Annotated in this window: 18 protein-coding genes and 1 tRNA gene; 17 read left to right on the top strand and 2 right to left on the bottom strand. The window is 40.7% G+C overall.

The annotated features are described in order from the left end of the window. Positions 1–268: 268 nt before the first annotated feature. From G601_RS0121210 to G601_RS0121200, 3 genes are read left to right on the top strand one after another with little or no spacing between them, the layout of a single operon-like run. On the top strand, positions 269–676 hold the full coding sequence (locus tag G601_RS0121210; RefSeq protein ID WP_022762558.1) for an iron chaperone: 408 nt from the start codon (positions 269–271) through the stop codon (positions 674–676). A gap of 14 nt (positions 677–690) precedes the next feature. Beyond that, entirely contained in the window at positions 691–966 is a 276-nt protein-coding gene (locus G601_RS24515) for a hypothetical protein (protein ID WP_196808940.1), read from the top strand. A 43-nt stretch (positions 967–1,009) separates the two neighbouring features. Next, positions 1,010–1,384 (top strand): VOC family protein, encoded by a 375-nt coding sequence (locus G601_RS0121200; RefSeq protein WP_026491205.1) that lies wholly within the window; start codon positions 1,010–1,012, stop codon positions 1,382–1,384. Positions 1,385–1,425: 41 nt separating this feature from the next. Here the strand turns inward: G601_RS0121200 and G601_RS0121195 are convergent, their stop codons facing one another. Together G601_RS0121195 and G601_RS0121190 are read right to left on the bottom strand one after the other, a co-directional pair. Beyond that, complete coding sequence (locus G601_RS0121195) at positions 1,426–3,135, bottom strand: IS66 family transposase (RefSeq protein WP_026666531.1); 1,710 nt, start codon at positions 3,133–3,135, stop codon at positions 1,426–1,428. Positions 3,136–3,150: 15 nt separating this feature from the next. Beyond that, the gene (locus G601_RS0121190; protein WP_026666530.1) at positions 3,151–3,456 is read right to left on the bottom strand and encodes a hypothetical protein; all 306 of its coding nucleotides are present in this window, start codon (positions 3,454–3,456) and stop codon (positions 3,151–3,153) included. Between the two features lie 264 nt (positions 3,457–3,720). Here G601_RS0121190 and G601_RS0121185 point away from each other — a divergent pair, with 264 nt between their 5' ends. From G601_RS0121185 to G601_RS0121120, 14 genes are all read left to right on the top strand, one after another. Beyond that, positions 3,721–3,900: a hypothetical protein gene (locus G601_RS0121185; protein ID WP_026491202.1), complete on the top strand. Its 180-nt coding sequence runs from the start codon at positions 3,721–3,723 to the stop codon at positions 3,898–3,900. Positions 3,901–4,020: 120 nt separating this feature from the next. Continuing rightward, positions 4,021–4,102: transfer RNA gene (locus tag G601_RS0121180), tRNA-Leu, on the top strand. Between the two features lie 156 nt (positions 4,103–4,258). Continuing rightward, the gene (locus tag G601_RS25940) at positions 4,259–4,846 is read left to right on the top strand and encodes an ABC transporter permease (RefSeq protein ID WP_081673664.1); all 588 of its coding nucleotides are present in this window, start codon (positions 4,259–4,261) and stop codon (positions 4,844–4,846) included. Positions 4,847–4,889: 43 nt separating this feature from the next. Next, a complete protein-coding gene (locus G601_RS25935) occupies positions 4,890–5,048 on the top strand; it encodes a YezD family protein (RefSeq protein WP_081673663.1) in 159 nt (52 codons plus the stop codon). Between the two features lie 39 nt (positions 5,049–5,087). Then, positions 5,088–5,273: a hypothetical protein gene (locus G601_RS0121165; protein ID WP_026666529.1), complete on the top strand. Its 186-nt coding sequence runs from the start codon at positions 5,088–5,090 to the stop codon at positions 5,271–5,273. A 448-nt stretch (positions 5,274–5,721) separates the two neighbouring features. Then, positions 5,722–6,282 carry a helix-turn-helix domain-containing protein gene (locus tag G601_RS0121160; protein ID WP_026666528.1) on the top strand — a complete coding sequence of 187 codons (561 nt, stop codon included), beginning with the start codon at positions 5,722–5,724 and terminating at the stop codon, positions 6,280–6,282. After that, complete coding sequence (locus G601_RS0121155; RefSeq protein ID WP_026666527.1) at positions 6,275–6,985, top strand: DUF6036 family nucleotidyltransferase; 711 nt, start codon at positions 6,275–6,277, stop codon at positions 6,983–6,985. Before G601_RS0121160 ends, G601_RS0121155 begins: the two co-directional genes overlap by 8 nt. A 174-nt stretch (positions 6,986–7,159) precedes the next feature. After that, positions 7,160–9,730: a PEP/pyruvate-binding domain-containing protein gene (locus tag G601_RS0121150; RefSeq protein ID WP_026666526.1), complete on the top strand. Its 2,571-nt coding sequence runs from the start codon at positions 7,160–7,162 to the stop codon at positions 9,728–9,730. 426 nt (positions 9,731–10,156) lie between these two features. Further along, positions 10,157–11,431 carry an FUSC family protein gene (locus G601_RS0121145; protein ID WP_026666525.1) on the top strand — a complete coding sequence of 425 codons (1,275 nt, stop codon included), beginning with the start codon at positions 10,157–10,159 and terminating at the stop codon, positions 11,429–11,431. Then, on the top strand, positions 11,397–12,716 hold the full coding sequence (locus tag G601_RS0121140; RefSeq protein WP_026666524.1) for a circularly permuted type 2 ATP-grasp protein: 1,320 nt from the start codon (positions 11,397–11,399) through the stop codon (positions 12,714–12,716). Before G601_RS0121145 ends, G601_RS0121140 begins: the two co-directional genes overlap by 35 nt. Continuing rightward, complete coding sequence (locus G601_RS0121135) at positions 12,698–13,363, top strand: alpha-E domain-containing protein (RefSeq protein WP_026666523.1); 666 nt, start codon at positions 12,698–12,700, stop codon at positions 13,361–13,363. The genes G601_RS0121140 and G601_RS0121135 overlap by 19 nt, the downstream gene beginning before the upstream one ends. Positions 13,364–13,381: 18 nt before the next feature. After that, positions 13,382–14,218 carry a transglutaminase-like domain-containing protein gene (locus tag G601_RS24505; protein WP_051206141.1) on the top strand — a complete coding sequence of 279 codons (837 nt, stop codon included), beginning with the start codon at positions 13,382–13,384 and terminating at the stop codon, positions 14,216–14,218. Next, a complete protein-coding gene (locus G601_RS0121125) occupies positions 14,218–15,165 on the top strand; it encodes a M14 family metallopeptidase (RefSeq protein WP_026666522.1) in 948 nt (315 codons plus the stop codon). Before G601_RS24505 ends, G601_RS0121125 begins: the two co-directional genes overlap by 1 nt. Then, positions 15,162–16,082 carry a M14 family metallopeptidase gene (locus G601_RS0121120; RefSeq protein ID WP_026666521.1) on the top strand — a complete coding sequence of 307 codons (921 nt, stop codon included), beginning with the start codon at positions 15,162–15,164 and terminating at the stop codon, positions 16,080–16,082. Before G601_RS0121125 ends, G601_RS0121120 begins: the two co-directional genes overlap by 4 nt. Positions 16,083–16,159 lie beyond the last annotated feature (77 nt).

Below are 16,159 nucleotides of genomic sequence, written 5' to 3'. Positions count from 1 at the left end.
CTTGGAGACTGTTGGAATAATGAAAAATGGAATTTCAACATGCTAAATTTGGCTTTTGGGCCTGTTGATATCGAGAAATATTGAAAAAACAACAGGTATTTGAAATAAATGCATTGCAAATAGGTCGACAAATTCTAATAATATTCGTGTTACCATTCACAGATAAATGGAAGTGAAGAATGAAGTTCACATCAGTGGGCTTTATTTTTATTGTTGAAACGGTTAGAATCTTTGTATTAAGCAAATCGAGGTTTGAAGAGGTGAAGCCATGGCATGGAAATGTCCGAAATGCGGCAGAGAGTTCAGCAGACAAAACCAGGACCATTACTGTGTGAAACCGCAGAATATTGATGAATACATTGCTGCCCAGGATGAGAAATATAAGCCCAGATTAATGGAGATTCGGGAGATTCTTCGTGATGCACTGCCAGACGCGGAGGAACGGATCTCCTGGTCGATGCCCACTTACTGGAAAGGTCGTAATATCATTCATTTCGCAGCATCAAAGAAACATCTGGGCATTTATCCCGGTGATGAGGCTACAGCTGTATTTACGGAGGAACTCTCCGATTATGACGTAAGCAAGGGCACGATACGGATCCCCTATGATCAGCCTTTACCGGAAGCACTTATCATAAGGATCGCAAAATGGTGCTTTGAGAACTATTCCAAATAAGGTGTAAAGATGGTATGAAGAACGTAATAGAGTTCCGTTGTATTCGGGAAAACGAACTCGGTCTTCTCAAAGACTTTTTATATGAAGCCATATTCATTCCGGAAGGTGTGGAGCCGCCTTCGAGAGATATTGTAGAGAAACCGGAACTGCGCGTATACACTGATGGTTTCGGTACAAAGTCTGGAGACAACTGCCTCGTCGCGATCCACGACGGAAAAATAGTTGGGGCTGTCTGGACGAGGATCATGAATGAAAATGATGAGGAATTCATCATGGTATGTGAGCTTTAGAAATCGGAGTTTGTCGAAAACATCGACCAAGGAGAGGACGAAAATGGTAAAAGGTATACATCACATATCGATGAAATGCAATATTGGAGAAATAGATAGAGTAAAAGACTTTTATATAAATGTACTTGGTATGTCTATTTGCCGGGAATGGCCAGAAGGAATAATGATAGATAGCGGCAACGGGCTGATTGAAGTATTTGTAACTGGTAATGGCGAACATAGGAAAGGTTCTATTCGTCATATTGCATTTGCAACAGAAGATGTTGACAATGTTATAGATAAAGTAAAAAAAGCGGGATATGAAGTTTTTGTTGAACCAAATGATAAAGTTATTAATTCTTCGCCTGAATATCAATTTAGAATGGCATTTTGCTTTGGACCGCTGGGAGAAGAAATAGAGTTTTTTGATGAAAAATAAATTCAAGTTTGTTGAAAAGAAAGCACTATTTCTAGGCGGAGTTATGCTCCGCCTAATAGTTCTTCTACAGTATATGGTTCTCCAGAAGCCAGTCTTAAGAGGGCAGTGAATTCATTAATACCATTTCTGGCGCAGGTTTCAAGATATGTCCTGATATCTGCAAAATATGATGCGTATTCAATGCTTTGGAACTGTCCGGACACTTTGTCTTTGGTTTTTACGAATCTGAGTGACCTCTCGCTGAGGGTGTTTGTTGTTGGGATGGAGAAATCCTTAACCCAGTCAAAGTAGTTGTTCTTGTATTCTCTTATTCTGTTGAGAAGAGCATTCTCATCACTTTCATAATAATGCCCCAAATCAGCAATGTACTCTTTATATCCACTATCCAAAAGAGAATCCACTTTCATGAGGAAAGCTTCAACAGCTTCTTTTGAGAAAGCAGTAGCACCTTCGGCTATCAGATGTTTCTGGTCGTGCATCATAGACTGTATCAGCTCTTTTAGCGTTTTGATCCAAGGGTGGCTTGATGAATCGAACAGCTTCTGCAGATCCCTTTCCAGATGTTGATTGCATTCTACATTTCTGAAGACAAAGCCTTCATGATAATTGATGGTGTTATGATCATGCATGACTTTTGTTCCGGAACTTAGCACAGGAAGGATGTTATCTTCAAGGATTCCTTCAAGGTCTTTATGTAGATGTGCAGTATACAGGGCTATACGTTCATTTCCATAAAACCTCATACAAGCTCTTGCTGTATTTACAAAGACTACAGTGTCATCCCAGTAGATAAGAGGCAGTCCTATGATTATATTTTTCAGGTCTGAGATAAAAGCATGGAGCTTTTTTGAGTAACGCTTTTGAAGTTTTGCAAGATACCCTTCGCTGAGGGTAAGCGGTTCAGGAGAAAATCCTGTCAGTATTTTTCTTGTGCGGTTAATGCTTACAAAGCCAAGATCCATGAGCGATAGTGCCATTGCCTGGATTACCTTGCCATACTGGTTTGCAGCTTTAAGAGAACCGAGAGGAGCTTTGACTGTTGCACCACAGTCAAGACATTTATAGATGACAAACCTGTGTCTGCGCTTGATGACCTTTACTTCGTAATCGAACTCATCCTTGTAAGATTCTTCAATTTCTTCAAGGTTATGGCTGCCGCATTTGGGACATTCAGTAAGCTCATGAGGGATGGTGTCAGTGATTTCTTCATCAGAAAACTGGGGCATTTCATGCTTCTCATGACCGGTTTGCCCACCTTTAGGAAGACCTGATTTTTCTCTAGAGTTTGGGATAACTTTTTTCTGATCGATTGCGGTCTTGGATGTAGGAGTGCCAGTATTGGTTCCGTTATTATTGAGTCTTGCTGTAAGTCTTGCAACTTCATCCTTAAGTGCCGCTATCTGGGCTTCTGCTTCTTTTGAAGCTGTGATTTCTTCGGAAGAAGCTTCTTCCAGGAATTCCAACTTGTCCCTTAAATGCTGATTCTCAAGTTCAAGGCTGAACTTATCATTCTCCAGTTCCTTGACTTTGGCGCGCTCTTTTTCATAAAGCTCCTGATAACGATCAGCGAGGGATTTGTATTGTGAAATCTTTTTGTTGAGGCCTTGGATCTGGCTGAGAAGCTTTTGCACGCGAGAGTCTGAAGCACCTTCTTTTCTGAGCTTTTCCAGCTCTTTCTCAAGTTTTTTGACCTTGCGCTCAGCAGCGTGCCATTCCTTTTTTATAACTTCATATGCTTCTTTCAGTTCCATCCCCGGTTATTCCCATCACTTTGATTTATATTTTTCCAACTGATCACGCAGCTCTTGATTCTCTTTTAAAAGCCTGCGGATTTCATCTTTAAGACCTTTCATTGTCTTAGGCATTTCGTAATCATCACTTCCTGCTTCATAGGAAGGACTGCGCTTTTTGCACCTGCCATCGGTAGGGATAATCTGTTTTGTTTCAGGGTCAATGCGGCCAATCAGCTTTCTTTTTGATTTGGAACGCTTGAGCTCCGGATCCCAGAATGATTGATTTTCATAGGCATATGTGATGCCAGATCTCTTGTCGGTCTGATATACAATTCCCATAGTTTGCCTCCTTTATCTTTATGTGTATAGCATAACACATAAAGATAAAGGAGGCAACAAAAAAACGCAAAAAAGTCAGATTTTTTCTAGCTTCTTAGCATTTTTATATGACCGTAAACTCTTTATGTGAAAGATACCATATCTGGGAAAGTGTGAATAGTAACCATTTTTGAATTGGTGTCCAATAATTATACCACTTAATTTGCTATAATCTATTTAACTGCTATAATAGTATATGGTTTGAACGATTTAAGGGGGATTACTATGGAGTATATTGATTTTGTCTTGAAAAGCTTTATTGGAGAGCATGTTGATGTCATAATATTCTGGATGGGATATATTCGCTTGGTAGCGATTATATCTGTGCTTCTGCATGTAGTATTATTAAAACATACTATTGATGAAGGTCAGTTCAGAGGCACGTATGAACAGGAATGGCCATAAGAAGATAGAGTACGATTTTCCGGAGCAATATTTGTCTGCGTAATCAGGAAAAAAATATACGTAAATATACTATGAAATCATTGACTAAAATGCACTACAGGCGGTATATTATTAAGGCTAGCAGAAGTGATGGAATTGGCAGACATGCAGGATTTAGGTTCCTGTGCCGCAAGGCGTGTGGGTTCAAGTCCCATCTTCTGCATGAATTTTTATCAGTATTCATAGAGTGTTATGGAAGTTGCGAAACACTAGATGAATACTGATTTTTCTTTTCTTTCACATTGTTTATGTGATGTCGTGATAAATCATCAAAATATATCATTTTTTGAAATGAAATATGTATGAAACTATGTAAAAAATATGTACAAAAGAGAGGCTTTTCCAATATGGAGTTGGTGTATTTCTGGCACTGTTTTTTGCCGTTATCCTGGGAACTCTTGTTGGGTGGGTGCCAAGGCTTACAAATGCTATCTATCCTGTGGTAAAAGCAATTTCAACAGTTCCGCCACTTATTTACACATCCTACATTGTGCTTATAATGCCTACCTTCTTTTTGGCATCACTTACGGTAGTATTTCTATCAGTGTTTTGGGGAAGCTTTATGGGAAGCATTAATAATACCGCTTTTGTTGAGAAGAAGGTGATAAATTCAGCGAAGGTTCTGAATATGAAGACCTTGCCGATGCTGTTTAAGATTATTATTCCCTTTAACCTACCGAGAATCATCAACAATCTTCCGATAAATCTTGCAACGGCGCTTATGACTTTGACTGCTGCGGAGATGATAGGAGCTTCAAGCGGAATGGGATACTACGTCAGAGTGGCACTTACCTATGCCAATTATACGAAAGCTATAGCCGGTATTATTTTCATCGGTCTGGTGGTTTCACTTCTGAACATCATTATTGGAGCATTGAAAAAGGAATTCGTCACATGGGAGTACTGATGTTGAGAACTTAAAATGAAATGGAAATTAGAGGAGAAGTGTAATGGGGAAAATCAGAGCCTGTAAACAAAGATATAGTGAGAAGAATTATCTTGCAGAGGTTGAGAAGATAGTAAAGGAAATAGAATACGGAAGCATAACCATTGTCATCCAGGACGGCAGGATTATACAGATTAACAAAAATGAAAAGGTCAAGGTTTGATCAGACATTATAATAGTTTGGCAAGGAGAAGAAATAAATATGAAGAGAGTAATGATGGCCATGATTGTGGCAACGCTGTTTGCCGGTATGATTACAGGCTGCAGTATAAAGAACGGCAGCGCATCCGAAGGCAAAAATACCTGTTGCGAGCAGGAGGAAGATGGCGCAACACCTTCATGCTGTGATGAGAGCGAAACGGAGTCGGAGAAATCCTGCTGCGACTGACACCGGGGCATATAGTGAAAAGGAAAGAAGTATCATAGAAAAAATAAATAAAGTTCAACTTGTTTGTACAATATATGCAAACAAGTTGAGCTGTTTTTTAGAGAGGTTGAAATTTTTTCTGTAAATATGGGTATTCTATGATAATTTAGATTTGTAAGAAAGCAATCGGAGTGGCTGCTTCCTTTTTTAGACTATACATTTATGAAAGGCTTAAGTCAATATCCGTTTGTGCTTGTAACAATGTGTGTAGTATGACTATTTGCATATTAAATCGATAAATTCTATTCCAGTTTAATGAAAGATTTATAGCCAGAAAACCATATACAAAACATTGTATTATTATTCATCAATCCGAGCCTGTTCTGGTTCGGATTATTTTTAGAATTATATATACTCTTGCGTATATATAATTTTGAGTATATAATTTAAGCAGAAGGAGGAGCCAACTATGTACATTAAGCAATACCTGGAAGACAATAGAATATCGATATATAAAGTCGCTAATAGCGCTCTGGTAGCGTATCCTACGGTCTTTAACATCGTTAATGGCAAGGTGGATATCCTTAACTGTGCCCTTGGTGTTGTGAAAAAGATAGCGGACGCACTTAATCTTACAATAGATGAACTTCTTACACTGTGTGACAAGAATCATTCTTTCAATTTGTTCAGAAGCGAGCAGTGTCATTTGGTAAATCGGATGGGCGAAATTGATTATGTGATCGACCTCCTGGAAAAGAAAAAAATAAATTATTACTGGAAACTGGATATGAAGGCTGAGGCATTTTATCTTCTTGCAATGCTGGATTATCTAAGTAAGCGTAACGGACTTCCAAAGTGTAATGAATATGAAGAAATAAGGCGCTATAAACTGGAGAAGCCTGTATTCCCTGCTGATACAGAATTGTCAGAAAAACTCTTGGGAAAAGATGCACACAAAGAGGCTATGGATCACGCTATTCCTGAGTTTCTTAATTTTAATATAGTAGAATGTGAGATTATAAATGGATAAGGTTATATTTACAAAAGAAAATATAGACAATCTGTTGTTTCAGCTGGCAAAAGAGTATAAAAAGCTTAATAGAAAGAACATTCCAGCAGAGATTGTAATTATAGGCGGTGCAGCAATAGTTTCAAAATATGGATTTCGTCCATCTACAACGGATATCGATAGTCTGATTTTTGCATCATCTTCCATGAAAGATGCCATAAACATCGTGGGCGACAGAAACGGACTTCCGACTGGATGGATCAACGAGAAATTTAGAAAAACCAGCTCATATACTGAAAAGATTCGGCAGTATTCCAAGCATTATAAAATGTTTGCAAACATACTTGAAGTAAGGATGCTCCCATCAGAGTACGATGTTGCAATGAAACTGGCTTCAATGAGGCCATACAAGTATGATATGTCAGATGCTGTCGGCATCATAAAGTCAGAGAATATCACGAGAGAGCTAATAGAGAAAGCTGTTGTGAATTTTTATGAAAGCTTTGAAAATCTTTCTCATCCTGAAGAAGCAAGAAAGCTTCTTGATAGTATCTTTTCTGCGGACAATCTGGAGGAGCTATATGACAGTACCAGATCGTCAGAGTCTGATAACCGGGTAATTCTCAAGGATATCGATGATAATTATCCGAAGCTGCTTAACGAAGGTAATCTTGCAAGCGTTTTGGAGGCTGCAAAAAGAAAGAGGGTCAGAGAATCTAAGTAATGAGATAAAAAAGTTATGATGAATATAAGCAGACTTGCATCCTATTGTGAAAAAGAGTGTTGAAGGAAAAAGAATGTGCTATTATAAATAAAGAAGCAAAGGAGCTTACAGAAATGTTGGCAGACTTTGCTTTTTTCTTTTGTATGGCTGTAAATGCAATAGGAGGTTGTAGGTATGGCAGCATTTGAACGTGTATTGTCCGGGATACCGGAAATGGATAAAGCGCTTGATAACATCAGGCTTGGTGACAACGTTGTTTTCAGGGTTTCTGACCTTTCGGAGTTTAGAATGTTTGTTGATCCTTACGTTGAGCAGGCGAAGAAGGATGGGAGAAACATAATCTACTTCAGATTTGCCAGTCACGATCCGCTTGTGGAAGACTGTCCTGAGGTAAAGATATATCAGGTACCGCTAACACACCGCTTTGAGACGTTCACCGTAGATATACATAATATCATTGAAAAAGAAGGAAAGGATGCCTTCTATGTTTTTGACTGCTTGTCAGAGCTGCAGATACGCTGGGCTACTGACCTCATGATGGGGAATTTCTTTAGGGTTACGTGTCCGTTCCTCTTTATTCTCGACACTGTTGCGTTTTTCCCGATAATACGGGGAAAGCATTCTTTTCACGCAGTCAATAAAATCCTCAATACAACGCAGCTTTTTCTTGATGTATATTCTGATTCTAAAAATGTTTATGTACGCCCTGAGAAGGTCTGGAACAGGGATTCAGAGACTATGTTCCTTCCGCATATTTATAAAAAAGATGAAGGAACCTTCAGGCCAATCCTTGATGGCGTCCAGTCCAGCCGTTTCTATCAGCTTCTTGATAATTTCCAGAGACCTGGGGAGGATCAGTATGTTGATTTCTGGGATAAGTTTTTTAATACGGCAAAGCTCCAGTATGACAGCCATATGGATATGACAGAGTCCTGCAACATGATGTGCAATATCATGATGACCAGGGATGAGAAGATGAGACAGATGGTAAAAAAGCATTTTGAGCCTGAGGACTATTTTGCTGTCAGGAATCATATGATAGGGACAGGACTCATTGGAGGAAAGGCCTGCGGAATGCTTCTTGCCAGGGCTATCATCCGCAACGAGAATCCTGAGATAAACGAAGTGTTGGAACCCCACGATTCATTCTTTATGGGCTCCGATGTTTATTATACTTATATCGTTGACAATGAGTTCTGGGATCTGCGGATTCGCCAAAGGACTGAAGAAGAGTATTTTTCACTTGCCGATGAGTTTGCAACAAAGCTGAAGCAGGGCTCTTTTTCAGAAGAACTAAGGACTCAGTTTAAGCATATCCTGGAATACTATGGGCAGGATCCGTTTATTGTAAGGTCAAGCAGTATCCTCGAGGATGGATTTGGAAATGCTTTTGCCGGAAAGTATGAATCGGTATTCTGTGCAAACAGGGGCACCTTAGAGGAGAGGCTTGAAGAATTTGAGAATGCCATCAGAACAGTATATGCCAGCACCATGAGCCTGTCTGCCCTTGATTACAGAAAGAGGCGTGGACTTGATAAAAGGGATGAGCAGATGGCACTACTAATACAGAGAGTTTCAGGGTCTTATTATGGTCCTTATTATATGCCCTGTGCTGCTGGTGTTGGCTATTCCTACAGTCCATACAAATTCCTTGCGGACATCGCCCCAAAGGCTGGAATGTTAAGGCTTGTCATGGGTCTTGGTACATCAGCTGTGGACAGGACTATGGGCTCATATCCCCGTCTTGTAAGCCTTGATATGCCGGAGGCAACTTCATCAGTCACCGTAGCTGAAAAGCACCAGTTTTCTCAGCGGGCGGTAGAAGCCATGGACGTGAGCGAGCATGCATTGAAACGATTGGAGCTTAGAGATATTGAAGGCAAGCTTCCGATGTATCTGATAAACACACTTCTCGAACACGATTATGAAGTGGAGGATTCTTTAAAAGAGCGTGGTATATACCGGGATGTGAGATTCATATCCTGTAGAGGCCTTGTGAAAAAGCAGACCATAATGACACAGATGCAGCAGCTTATGCAGATAATCCAGAAGGAATATGAGCATCCTGTAGATATAGAGTTTACAATGAACCTTTCGGAAAACGGTGAGTATTCCATAAACCTCCTGCAATGCAGGCCGCTTCAGGTATTCAAGGATACAGCACAAGTAGTTGTTCCCGAAAGTGTACCGGAGGATAACATCATCCTTGAAAGCGTAGGCTCTTCAATGGGGCTCTCGAGGAGTGTTCCTATTGACCTGATAGTCTATGTTGATCCCAAGGCATACTATGAAATGCCATACGCTGACAAGACCCGGATTGCAAGGATCATAGGCAAGGTAAACTGGACATTCAGAGAACAGGGCAGGCACATGATGTTGGTCGTTCCAGGGCGTATAGGTACTTCATCTCCTGAACTTGGGGTACCTACAACCTTTGCGGATATCAGTGAATTTGAGGCGGTATGTGAAGTTGAGGAAAAGGAGGCTGGCTATAACCCGGAGCTGTCCTATGGAAGCCACATTTTCCAGGATCTTGTAGAAGCAGATATTCTATATACAGCTGCTTTTGCAAACGAGAATACTCTGCATTTCTCACCGGATAAGCTCTCAGCTTTTAGAAATATTACCGCAGATTTTACGGATACGGACAGCGATGCAGACATCGTAAAGGTCTTTGACATGAAAGATGCTGAATGCACTCTTTTCTATGATTTGGAAAAGAATCACCTGTTGCTAAAAACATGAAGAAATGGGGGATGGGAATGGTAACGCTCAATGATTATTTATATTCAGGCGATACTCTTGCCATATGAGCATCTGTCAAGGTTTCAGAATGACATTATTGATTAAGAATTGAGGAACTTGATAACCTATGAAAAAACCTATGATTTAGCAAAAATAATGACAAGACTCAGTTATTGTCACAAAATTTTTGTACAAAATGGCAATTGTCAAAATAATTACAATACGTATACTTGTATACAAACAAAGGCGTTTTGATTCACACAGTGTTTCAGAGCGCCTTTTCTTTTTTATTATAACTAATCCTATATAAGTGCAATGAGACAATGGCGTTTCGGCTTGATACCGAAGCGCCGTTTTTTGCATTAAGGAAGGGAGTGTTGAGAACTGATACATGAGAAAAAGGTGGTGTACTTTCCGCATATAGGGATGCGGATTATAAAATCAGCACTTGGGGTGCTTATATGTTTTGCGATTTATTTTATAAGGGGGAAGCAGGGAACACCATTTTATTCAGCACTGGCGGTTCTGTGGTGCATACAGAACCAGACCAAAAACACAGTGGGGAATGCACTTCAGCGGACAGTCGGAACAGGAATAGGCGCAGCTTATGGACTAGTCTATATACTTGTAAAACAGGAAATTTCTGTGCTTGGGGACAGCTTTCTCCATTACTGCATTATTTCATTGGCACTGATCCCCATAATTTATACAACTGTTGTTATAAAGCAGAAGAAAGCATCGTATTTTTCATGTGTTGTTTTTCTGAGCATAGTCGTAAATCATCTTATGGATGAAAACCCATACATATTCGTTGCTAACAGATCTCTGGATACTCTTATAGGCATATTTGTGGGACTTGTCCTGAACTCAGTATGTATTCATGGTGAATATGACAGGGACACACTTTTTATTGCAGATGTTGATAGGGCTATGGATGGTCTTTCGACAGGAATAACGCCATTTAGTCAGATCATGATAAAGAACATGCTTGAAAAAGGTATGCAGCTTACATTCATGACATTGCGGACACCAGCCGGATTTTTGGAGGGGATGCCTGATATAAAACCGAAGCTACCAATAATAGCGATGGATGGGGCAATCCTTTATGACATAAAAGAAAACAGGTACCCGAAGGTATATGTTATATCCGCAGAGCATGCCTGCAACATAGAAAACTTTATCAGAAGCAGGGGGGTCAATATCTTTACGACAATAATTCTTGAAGACGTACTTATCATCTATTATGACGAGCTAAAGAATACTGCAGAAAAAGATATATATGGGAAAATGCATAAGTCTCCCTACCGTAATTACCTGAACAAGGAAAGGCCAAAGGATCATCCGGTAGTATACATGATGTGTGTCGATGAGACCAGAAAGATAGAGCAGCTGGTAGAGGATATAAAAAGAAGCGATATCTACGAAGAACTTAAGATCCTTTCGTATCCGTCAGATGATTACGAAGGATTTTCATATATAAAAATCTATAACAAAAATGCCTCTGTACAGAATATGACAGACTACCTGATGAATATGACCGGAGCGATGGAAACAGTAACGCTTGGAGATAACGACAGGAACAGAACGGATTACTGTTTTGCAGAGTGCGACCAGATAGTGCGAAAGTTACACCATCTGTTTTATTTCAGAAGAAGGGAATCGGCTTATGAACAATGTAAATCTGCTAAAGCACACAGATGATGTCAATGCTCTGCTGGCAAGGTATGGAGTGAAATTCGGAATCTATAAGAATAACGAGTTTAAGGAACAGCTTTTTCCTTTTGATGCCATACCAAGGATCATAGAACATGATGAATTTGAATACCTTGAAAAAGGGCTTAAGCAGCGCGTTACTGCACTGAATCTTTTCCTTAAGGACATATACAGTGAAAAGAAGATAGTAAGGGACAGTGTTGTGCCTGAGGATTTTATCTTTGCTTCCAGTGGTTATATGGTGGAGTGCGAGGGAGTGTGTCCGGTAAAAGGGATATATTCCCATATATCAGGGATCGATCTGGTAAAGGGAAAGAACGGGCAGTGGTATATACTTGAGGACAACCTGCGGGTTCCATCAGGCGCTTCATATCCGATGATAGCAAGGGAACTTTGCAGGAGGAGCTCTCCGGGGACATTCAATGATGTAAGGCTGGAGGAAAACAGAAATTATGCAAAGCTTCTGAGAAGGACCATGGATAACGTCAATGTGGGAGGACACACGGTTATCCTTACGCCAGGAAGGTATAATGCAGCATATTTTGAGCATTCATATCTGGCAGAGCAGACAGGAGCACATCTTGCCAACGGTTCGGAACTCATAGTGGAAAATGACAAACTGTACTTTATCACTGCTGATGGAAAGCACGAAAGAGTTGGGGCTGTTTACAGAAGAATCTCAGATGAGTATCTTGATCCCATGAATTTCAACCCCGAGTCTGTTATAGGAATTCCTCATATATATGATGTTTTCAGAAAAGGTAATGTTGCCCTGATAAATGCACCCGGCAACGGAATTGCCGATGATAAGGGAATTTACTATTTTGTTCCGAAAATGATCAGCTATTACCTGGGAGAAGAGCCAATCCTGAATAATGCTCCGACATATCTGCCCTTCTATGAAGAAGACATGAAATATGTGCTTGATAAGTTTGACAACCTGGTACTTAAGGATGTGGCTGAAGCAGGCGGTTACGGCGTAGTATTTGGCAGCTCAATGTCAAAGGAACAGAAGGAGAGCTTTATAAATCTTCTTAAGGCAGAACCAAGAAGGTTCATCGCGCAGGAAGTCATTGACTTCCAGGATCTTGATATTCTTGAAGGCGATGACATGGTTCCAAGAAAAGCTGACCTCAGGGCATTTGTGCTGATGGCGGAAGAACCGCTTGTATGGAAAAGTGGTCTTACACGTTTTTCAAGGAATCCTGATTCATTCATAGTTAATTCTTCACAGGGAGGAGGGTTTAAAGATACATGGGTATTATCTCAGTAGAACAGACAAACAGACTATATTGGCTTGGAAGATATGCTGAGCGGGTGTACACACTTGTAAGGTGTTATTTCAAGAGCTACGACACCATGATTGATGAGATTCGCGACAGCTATCATGATTTTTGCCAGATGATTGATATACCGGATATTTACGCGGATAAACAGGACTTCATGAAGTCTTATCCTTTTGATGAGAATAATCCTGACTCGATAATCAGCAATCTCATAAGAGCTTATGATAATGCCATTGTGCTCAGGGAGAGCATCGGTTCTGAATCCCTTTCCTATATCCAGCTTGCTATATATGAGATGAACAAGGCAAAGCTCAGCGATGCTCCACTTATTGAGCTGCAGCTTGTGATAGATGATATTCTTGCATTCTGGGGTATGATTGACGACAAGCTGGATGATGATCATATAAGAAACATCATAAAATCCGGTAAAAGGATTGAACGATTTGATCTGTACGCAAGGCTCGGACTTGGTAGAGAGGTGCTGATAAGAGAAGCGAACCGGATGATCCCCAGGATTGAAAAGAGTGGAATGGACGTAAAAAAGGAGAAGCTCCTGGAAATCAGAAGGGCTGTTGAGGAACAGGAAGTAGATTATTATGGCGTGATAAAAATGGTGGAGGCACTGATTGCCTGATTTTAAGGATGTGATGTCGTGAAAAAACTTCATTTTGATTATTGCATGGAGATCCGCTATTCTGCTGATGTTTCCTGGTGTTGCTATACCATAAAGTGCATCCCGAAGGATAATGACAGGCAGAAAATATCAAACATTAAGATTGATATGATACCGGAGACAAAACCTGAGTGGGCTACGGATTCCCATGGAAACAGATATATTTATGGCAGCAATGAGATACCGCATGCATACTTCAAATACCATATAAAAGGTGATGCAGAATGCGGATGTTCGGTACATGAATCTGCCTCAACTAAAACTGAAGAGATGATATACAGGCATAGCCATGGACTTACCGCTCCCGGAGAAAAACTTCGGGAGTATATGGGAACCATAAGGACTTCTGTGCCTTATTTTGATGAGATGAGACCGCTTGATAAAGCAAAACAGATAATGGAAAAGCTGCACGGCTTTCTTGTTTATGAAAAGGGCTGCACCGGCATAGGCACAGTGGCAGAGGAAGCTTTTTCGATTGGAAGGGGAGTATGCCAGGATTATTCCCATATCATGATCTCGCTCCTTAATCTGGCAGGATGTTCAGCCAGATACGTAACCGGACTCATCATAGGAGAGGGCGAGTCCCATGCGTGGGTGGAGGTTGCGGATGATGGAAAATGGTACGGCCTTGACCCGACAAATAATATTCTGGTGCAAGACTCACACATAAAAATAGGCTGTGGCAGGGATGCAACTGAGTGCCAGATTAATAGGGGGATTATGCATGGGGGAGGAGAGCAGACACAGGATATATATGTGAATGTATCTGAGATAAGCCCCGGACAGAGCATTATAAGCAGAGGAGCATTGTTCTGATGATAAAAACTGTAGCAGAGGTAGCACTACCAGTTGATGAGGTTTTAAGAATAAAAAAAAGACGCATATTGCCGGATGGCTCTGAAAGTGTTCCGAAGCGAATAAGCATTGTTACAGGAATACACGGAGATGAGCTTGAAGGGCAGTATGTATGCTTTGAACTTGCAAGGCAGATAGAGGAAAACAAAAAGTGCCTTAAGGGAATAGTTGACATCTACCCTGCCATGAATCCACTTGGGATAGACTCGGTGACCCGAGGGATACCAGCTTTTGACCTTGATATGAACAGGATATTTCCCGGGAATGCAGAAGGTAATATGACAGAACTGCTTGCTGCAAATATTTTGAAGGATGTGTCCGGTTCAGATGTGGTGCTGGACATCCATGCAAGCAATATTTATCTTACTGAGATTCCCCAGATAAGGATCAACAGACTTCATAAAGAGGAACTGGTTCCGCTGGCTGAGCTCTGTAATGTTGATTTTGTCTGGATACATGAAGCAAGTACTGTTCTTGAGTCTACGTTTGCATACAGCCTAAACAATGCGGGAACACCATGCCTTGTTGTTGAGATGGGCGTTGGAATGCGTATAACAAAAGAGTACGGTGACCAGCTTGTGGATGGGATTTTGGGGCTAATGCATTACATGGGAATGTGGACCGGAGAAACGAAAGAGCCAAGAAAGCCTATTGTTTCTGAGAATACCGAAGATGTCTGTTTTCTCAATGCGGCATCAGGTGGGCTCTTTATCCCTGATGTGAAGCATTGGGAGAAGCTTTGCAAGGGCGACAGGATTGGGAGGATTATTGATCCGCTTTCCGGGCAGGTTTTACAAAATGTTGAAAGTCCTGTAGACGGAATTCTTTTTACCATAAGAGAATATCCGATTGTTGATGAAGGATCGCTCATTGGCAGACTGCTTAAAAAGGAAGTCATGGCTGTATGAAAAAGAAGACTATTTATGAGATCAAAGGACTGTACAGAGACAGTTTCAGAATAACAGGTTTTGAATTTGGCAAAGGCAAGAAGTCGCTCTGCATTGTCGGAAGCATGAGGGGAAATGAAGTTCAGCAGTTATACTGTTGTTCCCAGCTTGTTAAAAAATTCAGGCAGCTTGAGGAAGAAAGACGAATCCGTCCGGATGTCAAAATTCTGATTATACCCTGCTGTAACCCATATTCGATTAATACGCAGAAGCGATTCTGGACTATTGATAATACTGACATAAACAGAATGTTCCCAGGGTATGACCTAGGGGAGACTACCCAGAGAATTGCCGACGGCATTTTTTCTCAGATAAAAGATTACGAGTATGGGATTCAGTTTACATCATTTTACATGTCGGGTGAGTTTATACCACATGTGAGACTAATGGATGAAGGATATTCTGATGTTATAACGGCAATGAAGTTTGGAATGCCTTACGTTGTAAAAAGAACTGTCAGACCGTATGATACGGCAACGCTGAACTATAACTGGCAGGTGTGGAACACAAAAGCTTACAGCCTCTATACATCTACAACAAGTAGGATTGATAAAAAGAGTGCCGGTCAGGCAGTGCTGTCTATTCTTAGATTCTGCAAAAGCGTTGGATTTGTAAAATACCAGGAAAATAGTGATCACCCGTCAATAGTTATAAGTGATAAGGAGCTGATTAGTGTCAGAACTGCCAAATCAGGCATATTTGAGCCGCTTGTAAAAGTGGGAGACAGTGTGGATGAGGGGACTCCTCTTGCTGAGATCATAAATCCCTATGATGGTTCAGTAATGGAAACATTGTACGCGCCAAGAAGAGGTACGCTGTTCTTTATGCATTCTGACCCGATTACATATGCGGAAACAGCAGTGATAAAGATGGTATGAGATGTACTATTGATGGGGACTGAGATGATATGGTAAAAACGGTTGCTGTTATTACCGCAAGGGGCGGCTCCAAAAGG

It is taken from the genome of Butyrivibrio sp. FC2001 (assembly GCF_000424125.1).
Taxonomy (GTDB): Bacteria; Bacillota; Clostridia; order Lachnospirales; family Lachnospiraceae; genus Butyrivibrio.
The sequence above is the reverse complement of the archived record's forward strand: the minus strand, read 5'-3'. Positions and strand labels throughout refer to the sequence as shown.